The sequence below is a fragment of the Pedobacter sp. UBA5917 genome (genome assembly GCF_002432345.1).
GTDB lineage: Bacteria > Bacteroidota > Bacteroidia > Sphingobacteriales > Sphingobacteriaceae > Pedobacter.
The window spans coordinates 30,027-40,269 of sequence record NZ_DJDT01000264.1; the positions used below are offsets into that span (position 1 = coordinate 30,027).

At 39.0% G+C, this 10,243-nt stretch carries 8 protein-coding genes; 4 read left to right on the top strand and 4 right to left on the bottom strand.

Annotated elements, in window-relative coordinates:
- Positions 1–65 precede the first annotated feature (65 nt).
- Positions 66–749 (top strand): M15 family metallopeptidase, encoded by a 684-nt coding sequence (locus B2V92_RS18005; RefSeq protein ID WP_293310766.1) that lies wholly within the window; start codon positions 66–68, stop codon positions 747–749.
- 215 nt (positions 750–964) lie between these two features.
- Here B2V92_RS18005 and B2V92_RS18010 read toward each other — a convergent pair whose 3' ends face one another.
- The 4 genes from B2V92_RS18010 to B2V92_RS18025 all read right to left on the bottom strand — a co-directional run bounded on the left by B2V92_RS18010 (position 965) and on the right by B2V92_RS18025 (position 5,316).
- Positions 965–1,465, bottom strand: coding sequence for a phosphoglycerate mutase family protein (locus B2V92_RS18010; protein ID WP_293310768.1), 501 nt, complete (start codon positions 1,463–1,465; stop codon positions 965–967).
- Positions 1,466–1,580: 115 nt separating this feature from the next.
- Positions 1,581–2,831 carry a YdcF family protein gene (locus tag B2V92_RS18015; RefSeq protein ID WP_293310770.1) on the bottom strand — a complete coding sequence of 417 codons (1,251 nt, stop codon included), beginning with the start codon at positions 2,829–2,831 and terminating at the stop codon, positions 1,581–1,583.
- A 107-nt stretch (positions 2,832–2,938) separates the two neighbouring features.
- A complete protein-coding gene (locus B2V92_RS18020) occupies positions 2,939–3,988 on the bottom strand; it encodes an aminotransferase class I/II-fold pyridoxal phosphate-dependent enzyme (protein WP_293310772.1) in 1,050 nt (349 codons plus the stop codon).
- Positions 3,988–5,316, bottom strand: coding sequence for a D-alanyl-D-alanine carboxypeptidase (locus tag B2V92_RS18025; RefSeq protein ID WP_293310774.1), 1,329 nt, complete (start codon positions 5,314–5,316; stop codon positions 3,988–3,990). Before B2V92_RS18025 ends, B2V92_RS18020 begins: the two co-directional genes overlap by 1 nt.
- Positions 5,317–5,367: 51 nt before the next feature.
- Here B2V92_RS18025 and B2V92_RS18030 point away from each other — a divergent pair, with 51 nt between their 5' ends.
- The 3 genes from B2V92_RS18030 to B2V92_RS18040 all read left to right on the top strand — a co-directional run.
- Complete coding sequence (locus B2V92_RS18030; protein WP_293310776.1) at positions 5,368–6,615, top strand: aspartyl protease family protein; 1,248 nt, start codon at positions 5,368–5,370, stop codon at positions 6,613–6,615.
- 90 nt (positions 6,616–6,705) lie between these two features.
- Positions 6,706–9,222, top strand: a complete 2,517-nt coding sequence (locus B2V92_RS18035) for a zinc-dependent metalloprotease (RefSeq protein WP_293310778.1) — start codon at positions 6,706–6,708, stop codon at positions 9,220–9,222.
- A gap of 234 nt (positions 9,223–9,456) precedes the next feature.
- A partial coding sequence (locus B2V92_RS18040; RefSeq protein WP_293310780.1) for a phosphodiester glycosidase family protein occupies positions 9,457–10,243 on the top strand: 787 nt, incomplete at its 3' end.

Below are 10,243 nucleotides of genomic sequence, written 5' to 3' on the forward strand. Positions count from 1 at the left end.
ACGACTTTTCTTATTAATTATTTCGGTACAAAGAGAATGATGAAGCCTTCTAATTATAACCGTTTATGAAACTCAATTTATTGATGTTTTTTCTGCTTATCTCTGTTTCGGGCTTTGCCCAAAATAAACCTATCGCAGCAAAAAAGCTTGTTGTAGTTAACGCTTATACTCAATATCAAGCCTCTATTAAGTCGAATCCGAACAATGAACTTGTTGAAATCAAAAAGGCCATTCCCAATATTGCTTTAGATATCCGCTACGCTACCAAAAATAACTTTATGCAGCAGGTAATGTACAAACAGGCGAGGGCTTTTGCGCGGAAACCAGTGGTAGCGGCATTAAAGAAAATCCAGAAAGAGCTGAATAAAAAAGGTTATGGCTTAAAAATATTTGATGGCTATCGCCCTTATGCCATTACCGTCGAGTTTTATAAAAAAGCGAGCGACAAAAATTTTGTGGCGAACCCGGCAAAGGGATCTAAGCACAATAGGGGCTGTGCGGTAGATTTAACGTTAATTAACCTAAAAACAGGTAAAGAATTGGTTATGCCAACACCTTACGACAGTTTTTCGGCTGCAGCTGCGGCAAAGTATGAAAATGTATCAGCCGAGGCGAAGAAAAACCGGGATTTCCTCATCTCCATCATGGCAAAATACGGGATGAACGTGTTGGAAAACGAATGGTGGCATTACGATTTTTCGGACTGGAGAAGTTATGACCTGATGGATATTCCTTTTGAGAAACTTTAATAGTTCATTAGTTCAATCGTCATTGGTTTATGGTAGATCAATTCGTCATGCTGAATTTATTTCAGCATCTTTCATGCTAGATAGATCCTGAAATAAATTCAGGATGACGGCCGTGGACTTAAAATACCGAAAAGAGACCTTTTAAAGTAATATTAATAATGGAATTAAGATTTTTAGTTTGAATTATCATGTATTACTGCCTGATACCATCCAAACTACAAATGATGCGGCCTACCATATTGATCCATTTTAACCTTTGCCTTATCTTCTTTGACCGCTAATTCAAAAATATAATCGTAATCATCATCGGTTAATTCTTCTTTTGGCCTTTTGCCACCAAGCGCTTCAATAATTTCGAGTACGGTATTAGAGTGGCCTGCCACAATAACCGTTTTACCTAAATAATTGGTTTTGATGCTATCAACAAGCGATTTAATGTCTTTGTAATCAATTACCTTAGGGATTACCAATGAATCTAATGTTTGGTGGGTGCGTTTGGTAGGGGTTGCAAAAGCAGCATCAAATTTTACCTTTTTTAAATATTTGGCCAGGTCTGCGGTACGTATTTTGCCTTCGTCGGATAGGTTGGGATTATTGTCCTGTGGGTTCGATTTATCTTTTTCGGCATGTCTAACAACCCAAACTGTTGTAGTTTGTGCAGAAATTGCATTGATAAAGAGCAGGCTTAATGAGAGGAATACGAACAGTTTTTTCATATCGGGGATTATATCAACATTATTTAAAGATCGGTTACAAGCTAGGCATATTATCTAACTTATTGCCTATTGATGTTACAAATATTGAAAAATAGGATATTAAATAAAAATACGGTTAGGGATCCATTGGTTCATCAAAATCAATCTGCAGCGATTTTGTGTTCACGAAAATTTCGAGGGCAGTTTCCGATAAACGTTTTCCGTTGTGGTATGGATCGTAACCAAGCTCATTAATGCAACGTTTATGCATGATTTCACTGATATAAAAACTCTGCGATTTTGTGGTTACTACCAAAACAGCTTTATCCATGGGCATGCCGTACCTGAACATGATCCTTGCGGCGTTTCTTACATTGGTTGTGGTATGCCTGGCATGGGGTTCCATTAAAATGGCACTTTCAGGAATCTGTAATGTATTGATCAGAAATTTTTTCATTTCATAAGCCTCGCTGAATTTGGTTTTATAAGGATGCACCTTCCCGCCTGATACCATGATAAAGGGGGCTATCCCGTATTTATACTGTGCTGCGGCCAATCTGCAGCGGAGCATCCCGCCAGCACTTAATTCAACGCCATTTTCTTCCGGCCCTTCACCGGGAACAAGAATTAAGGGATATTTATATTTGGCAAAATCAGTTTTTTTAATCGCTAAAAATGCAGCTTTGTTAACTGTGGTAAGCATGGGCTCGTAATCGGCGGCATCGTTACGCTCATTAATTTCTAAAGCTACCAGTGCAAAATTTAAGCTGGGCTCAAAAAACAGACTATTTTTACTTTCTAAACTTAGGCTGGCGTTGGTATTTACCATTTCGGGATAAGCTTTATCCTTTACATTAAAGCTGATCGAATCAATATTAGGGTAATTGGGTTTGTTGCCCTCAACATAAACAGAAATGATGTGGTTTATTGCTTTTGCATCCTGAGCCCATGCTTTTTCGATCATTTCGTTGGGTGAAAGGGTATCGAATAAATTGTAGCAGCCAGAAGGGATAATGTGGTATAGCATCAATAAATTGAGACCGGGTTCTTTTTTATATAGAAATGCTAACCTGTTTCCGATCTGTTCGATTTCCTGATCGGTAAATTTTAAAGCTGCAGTGTAACAGGTAATATCTTGTTTACAGTTTTTGATGGCCTGGTTGATGTTGTCTTTCTTTGCTTTTAACAAACTGCTCAAAACTTCATCCTTTTGGAGGGCTTTCTTCACCTGTTCATCCTGTTGAAACAAGGTTAACAGATAAAAATTCTTGTATTGTACCGCATTATAAGTGGTGCGCAATACATAATCTTTTTTAACATTGGGTTGCTGCGCAAAGGCATTGATTGTAAATAAAAACAATGCAGCAATAATAAGTTTAGTTCTCATGGATTCTAATTGAGGTAATATTACATAAGCAAAATGCCGATATTACGCGTGCAATATCGGCAATTCGTATAAACTTGATGTTAATTAACACATCAGCCAATTTTTTGTTATTTACCGGTTTTCTTAATAGCAAGAATCAACTTATCAATGTCCTCATCTGTGTGCCAGCTGCTCAGCACAATTCTGTTAATCGGTGCGCTATCGGGGTTGGGGTAAGGAAAAGAAGAAATTAATATTTTTTCCTTTAATAAACCAGCTGCCAGGTCGATATCCTGTGATAAAAATGCCGGAAATCCAGGTTCGTAACGCCACAATGTGCTTAAAGAGACGCTGAGTAAACTGATATTATTTTGTAGCCTTTCCCAAGCCTTTTTATAGATTTTTTCGGCATGTATAAACGCAAAAAGACTGGCTGCTGACGGAGGTGAGGCACCGACAAAAATATTGGTGTTTTTAAGTTTGGAAATAATTGGACCGGAAGCCAAAATCAAGCCTGCATCAACTCCTAAAGCTTTTGCCATGGATGCAACCACTACACGTTCAATATTTGCCTTTAATGGTAAGGAGCTAAAAGCACCCAATCCATTATTATTTACCCCGATACCGTGCGAATCATCAACAATTAAAATAATTTCTTTTTCAGGGTTTATTTTGGTTAAAAAGTTAAAATCATATACCTCCGGAAAAAGATTGTTCATGGAGTTGCAGATGAGCACCCATGTTTTTTCCTCCGAATTATTAATCAATGCTATTGTTTTGCTTTTCCAGGTATCAAAATCCTCATTTTTTATCGTTTTATCAGTTAGCCATAAGGCCGGATGTGCGGTTGGGGCATAAATTACCTTGCCTAAAACTGATAAAGCTTTAATTGTAAGCTGGGCTGCCAGATACCCGCTTGATGTAATCAGGGCAGCTTCTGCGCCATATCGTGCGGCAGCTACTTTTTCAGCCTCATCGTAAGTGCCAAGCTGGATGTTGTTGGTGCGGCTTGTTCCGTTATTTAAGCCAAATTTTTTTATACCTTCTATATGTAAATCAATAAAATCCTGATCCTGCGGAATACCTAAATAAGCTGTTCCGCCGAAATAAAGATATGATGTGCCACCGATGTTGATGGTATTCGAAAAAGGCTGATCAATCGATTTAAAATCCGGCATTAAAAATTATCATGTATATAGGTTACTATCCTTACCATTTCTGCACGTACCTCTGCTGTTGGTTTTACAAAATTGTTGTTCATGAACGAATAGATATAGGTTTTCCCTTTTTTGGTGAGCACGTATCCGCTTTGGTTATGCACACCGCCCAATGAGCCTGTTTTGCCAAAAACAAATGGTTTGTCGGTTTTGGGGTAGGCACTTTTTAACGTACCGCTTTTCCCTCCGGCAGGTAGCATATCGAAAAGTTTTTCAGGGTTATTTACCAATTTATAGATAGAATCGAACAGGTAAACATTATCCCTTGGCGTAAATAAATCCTGGCGCGATAACCCCGATCCATCTACCCATTTTACCTTATCCGGTAAAAAAGAAAGGTAATTTTTGGTAATGTGGTTGATGGCCTTTACTGTACTTAAGGTATCGCCGATCTGGTTTGAACATACCAGCAGCAAATGTTCGGCAATAAAATTATCGCTTGGCAACATCATGTGTTTTAAAACCGAATCGCGTTTGGCTCCTGATAGGGTTTTCGCATCTGCAGGAATCTTAAGATCGATCAGGCCAACCGGTTTATGCAGCGTATCTGATAATACCTCAACAGTAACCTGTGCACTTGTTTTATATGGGTTTTGCTGATTATATCCAGGTTTTACGACAACAGCAGGATAATGGAAAGTATTGGTCAAAAAATCACGTGTTACCTGAAAATTTCCTGTGGTTTTTGTTGAATCAACCTTAAAGCAAGAAGCAAAAGCCCTGGGTTCGATATTGATTTTGTTTGGCCCTCCGTAAGTGGAGGTAACCATGTTATCCATAATAGGCATCTCGGTAATTTCAGGCTGGTAGTAATAATCGTAATCATCCCAGGCCCATCCATCGCCAAAAAAGGTACCCGAGTAACGCCCAGGGGCAAAGAAAAGTTTCTTTTCAGAAGATAACAGAAAATTATAGGCCGATTTATCTTTAACCGCAAACTGTAAAAACGAAGGATCCCCGGTTCCCCAAAAAATCAACGAATCGTTCCTTTCGATATATTTTAATGCGGGCATTAAATCAGGCAACATTTTTAAGCTTGCATAAAAAGTATATAGTTTGGTATTAGATGCCGGTGTGAAATATTTATCGGCGTCCTTCTCAAAAAGCATTTTTTTATCTGCAGGGTTAAAAAGTGCAAAACCCACCTGGTATTGTTTGATTACCCGCGAATTTTTAAATTCTTTGGCCACTTTTCTTGAAACTACTTTGTTGCTGGAGCATGCCGTAAACAGACAAACCGATAAGGCCGAAATAATAAAAAGGAGATTTTGATTTTTTAATCCGAACATGTTCTAAATTTAGTGGACATAATTATCAACTAATTTATTAAATTTAGTTCAATGTTAACCAAATATAGTCCCGGTGTAATAATCTGTTTACGCAAACTAAGTATTTGCCTGGGCTTGGTATTTCTATTTTTTTCGGCTTCCGCACAGGAATTCTTTTTCAAAAGAAACCGGCAAAAGCAATCTATCACCTTTAAATGCATTAAAAACCTCATTGTCATCCCCGTTTATGTAGATGGGAAGGGGCCTTTCGATTTTGTGCTCGATACCGGTGTGGGGCCAATGATTATTACCGATCCGTCTATTATCGACTCATTAAACTTTAACCTGCTCCGTAAAATTAAGGTTTCGGGTTTGGGTATTGAAACAGTAGAGGCTTACGTTTCCCAAAGCCTGGATGTAAGGGTAGGCAGTGCTACAATTGAGCACATCCCAACGGCCATTTTAAAAGAGGATCTTTTTAATTTATCAGGTCATTTGGGAATTAAAATTTATGGTTTGCTGGGTTATAGTTTTTTCAACAGTTTTATTGTTGATGTGCGCTATAACGAGAACAGGTTGATTATTTATGATCACGATGCCAATGTTAAATACCGTGGCAAAAAAATTCCCATCGAAATTGAAAACCAAAAGCCTTATGTGGTAGCCAATGTTAAGCTTCCCGACAGCGGATCAATAAATGCCAGGTTTTTAATGGATACCGGGGCCAGCCATGCTTTATCGATGGAAATGCTCAACGGGAATGAATACCCCCTGCCCGAAAAAAAAATCAAGGCCAATTTAGGTATGAGCCTGAGCGGGCAGATTAAAGGTTATGTTGGCCGTGTTGCCAAAGTGGAGTTAGGTGGTTATGTTTTTAACAATGTAGTTGCGGGTTTTCCCGATTTTAAAACCATTGCCGATAAGATCGACTTATCAAAACGGAACGGAAATATAGGGGCCGATCTGTTGCGGAAATTCAATATCCAGTTCAACTACGAAGAAGGTTTTATTTATGTTAAACCTAATGGTTTCAGTAAAGTTCCTTTCGAACATGATATGGTGGGCATGGTAATCTATCTTGATCAGAAAGAATATAAAAGACTGATTATTGGTGAAATAGATGAAAATAGTCCAGCCGAAAAAGCAGGCCTTTGTCCTGATGACGAAATTATCGGGGTTAATTTTAAAGATGTAGACACTTATACCCTAAACGACCTTACCGAATTATTTAAATCGAAGGCCGATAGGAGCATCATTTTTGAGGTTTACAGAGATAAACAGGTGTTTTTTAAGGTAGTAAGGCTCGAAAAAAGAATTTAAAAAATAACTTTCTTGTTACAAAACAATTGCCTTGTAACAAGATTTTAACTTTAACCTCTTATTATCAAGCAAACTAACTTTTATATACACATGAAGAAAAACTTTAAGGTGCTTGCTTTGGCAGGTATCGTAGCGCTTGGTGTAGCCGGATCTGGTTCCGTATATGCACAAAAGAAATCAAAAACCACAAAAGGTGCGACTCCGGCAACACCTGCGGCGACTCCGGCTGCAGCGCCGAAAAAAGAGGGGATAAAACCATTTTCGGAAGTAATTACCGCAAAAGCCAGAACTACAAATGGCTTGTTCAAAACACACAAAGTAGACGATAAATGGTATTTTGAGATACCTGATTCAATGATCAACCGCGAAATGCTTGTGGTTACCCGTTTGGCAAAAGTGCCTGCAGGTGTTAAAGTTGGCAACCAGCAATATGGTGGCGAAGAATTAAACGAGCAGGTATGGAAATGGGAGCGTAGGGGTAAACAGGTATTTATCCGCGTACCCAGTTATGCAACAAAAGCAAATCCGAATAGCGATATGTACGAATCAGTGCAGAACTCAAACCTTGCCCAGATTTTGGCCAGTTTCGAAATTAAAGCTTATAACAAGGATACCACAGGTGTGGTGATCGATGTAACCGATTTTTATAACGGCGATATCATGGCCATCGGTGCTACCGACCAGATCCGTAAGGCCTATAAAGTAACCATGTACGATGCCACTCGTTCTTACATTGACACCGTAAAAACTTTTCCGATCAATATTGAGGTAAAAACCGCTAAAACTTACCGTGCAGCAGAATCGCCAACCGATAATAGCAATGCTGCAGTAACTTTCGAATTTAATACATCGATGCTTTTACTTCCAAAAACGCCTGTAAAAGCGAGGATTATGGATAACAGGGTGGGTTTCTTCGGGCAATCGCAGATTGATTATGGAAGCAATGCACAAAAAGCAGAGCGTACAGCTTATATCCACCGCTGGAACCTGGTACCGAAAGATACCAATGCCTACAAACGCGGCGAACTGGTAGAACCGGTAAAACCGATCGTAATTTATATCGATCCCGCAACACCAAAAAAATGGGTGCCGTTTTTAATCCAGGGGATTAATGATTGGCAGGTTGCATTTGAGGCAGCGGGTTTCAAAAATGCAATTATTGGTAAAGAAGCACCAACCGCTCAGGAGGATCCACAGTTCAGTGTAGAAGATTCGAGATATTCGGTTGTACGCTATTTCGCATCTGATATCGCAAATGCTTACGGACCGCACATCAGCGATCCGCGTACCGGTCAGATTTTGGAAACACACATCGGTTGGTACCACAATGTTATGAACCTGTTGCGCAACTGGTATTTTGTACAAACAGCTGCAATTAATCCAGAAGTACGTAAAGCTAAATTTACCGATGCGCAAATGGGCGAATTGATCCGTTTTGTATCATCACACGAAATTGGCCATACTTTAGGTTTACCGCACAACTTTGGTTCGAGCTATGCTTATCCGGTTGATTCGTTGCGTTCTAAATCATTTACCGATAAACATGGTACTGCACCATCAATTATGGATTATGCCCGTTTTAACTACATTGCACAACCAGGCGATGGTGTAACCAAACTTCACCCTCAAATTGGCGAGTACGATAAATGGTCGATAAAATGGGGATATTCTTGGCTTCCTGGTGGCAAAACCGCTGAGCAGGAAAAAGAGGTGTTAGACCAATGGACCTTAAAAAACGCAGGTAATCCATTATATTTCTATGGTCGCCAGGGAACTTCTTTAGATCCACGTTTACAGAGCGAAGATTTAGGTGATAATGCCATGAAAGCAAGTACTTATGGTATTGCCAACTTAAAACGCATTTTGCCTAACGTAGAAAAATGGACTTTCCAGAAAGGTAAAGATTATAGCGACTTAAAAGAGATTTATACTGAAATTGTTGGTCAGTTTAACCGTTATATGGGCCATGTGGCTACAAATGTTGGTGGTTTAAGCGAAAACTTTAAAACCTACGAACAAAGCGGACCGGTTTATGCCTACTTGCCTAAAGCGAAACAAAAAGAAGCAGTTACTTTCTTTAACCAGCAGTTATTTACTACGCCACTTTGGTTAATCAGCAACGAGCAGTTAAGTAAATTTGATAACGGTGTATTGTTGAACCGTATTAAAGGTGTTCAAACCAATACCTTAGGAAATCTTTTGTCTGCTTCGCGCATTGCACGTTTATTGGATAACGAAACCAAAAATGGTGCAGCAAAAGCCTATACCTTACCAGAGTTATTTACCGATCTAAGATCGTCTGTTTTTGTTGCCGGAAGAGCTGATGCATTTAAACGCAATTTACAGCGTGCCTATGTTGATCGTTTGCAGGATTTAATGACCAAAGAATCTGAACTTCCTCCTGGTTTCCCTGCAGAGTTTGCAGCTGGTTTTGGCTTAACACCAATCAACGTTGGTTTATCCGATATCAGACCATTGGTTAGGGCAGAATTAAAAACCTTATTGGCTACTACCAAAGCTAGAGCTGCCGCAGGCGATGCCATTACCAAAGCACATTACGAAGATTTAAGTATCCGCATTAAGGATATTTTAGATCCGAAGAAATAAATAATGAGTGAATTATAGAATGATAAAATGAGAGAATGATTGAATGAATGAATGGCAACATGGCTATTCATTCATTCAAAACCCAATCATTCACTAATTCAATTATTCATTCATTCAAAAAAAGCGGAGCAGATCATTAAATTGATCGCTTCGCTTTTTTTTGCTCTTTGTATAATTCTTGATGCTTTAAGTTAAACACACATCTGTTTTTTAATTTTATCGCAAAACTGCGTTATGCTTAAAAAACTATTCTTTGCGCTTACACTTTTTACCTCAGGCCTATCTGCCTTTGGCCAAAACGCCGATTCGTTAACGGTTGTAAAAACCAGATGGCAGAAAAATAAAATTGCTAAACAGGTAGTGCTTTACAGGCATCATTTCGATCAGAAAAACCTTTTCGCGGCAAATGAGAATATCTCTTATTTAGAAGTAAAAAACACAGGCCGAAAAGCTGTTTTTGCTATAGGTGCCGAAGAAAAGACTTTAATTACCACCAGCGATTTTGGGTTAAGGGATACGGCCATTGCTGCGGTAAACGGCAATTTTTTTGATGTAAAAAATGGCGGATCGGTAGATTTTGTGCGTGTTGACGGAAAAACCATCAATACCAACCGTTTGGATAAAAATGGAAACAGGGCAAGGCACCAGGAAGCAGCCATAGTGATTGATAATGGCAAAATTTCCATTAAAAAATGGGATGGCTCTACCGATTGGGAAACAAAATTGAACGAACAAAATGTTTTGTTAAATGGCCCGTTATTAACCTTAAATAATATTAATGAAACATTAGATACCGCTGCATTTAGCCGTTTGCGCCATCCAAGAACCTGTTTAGGTCTAAAACCAAATGGAAGGGTAATTTTGTTAACCGTTGATGGCAGAAACGATAATTCTGCCGGAATGAGTTTGTTCGAGCTTACCAAATTAATGCACTGGCTGGGCTGTAGCTCAGCAATAAACTTTGATGGTGGGGGCTCTACCACGCTATGGGTAAATGGAATGCCCGATGGCGGTGTAATCA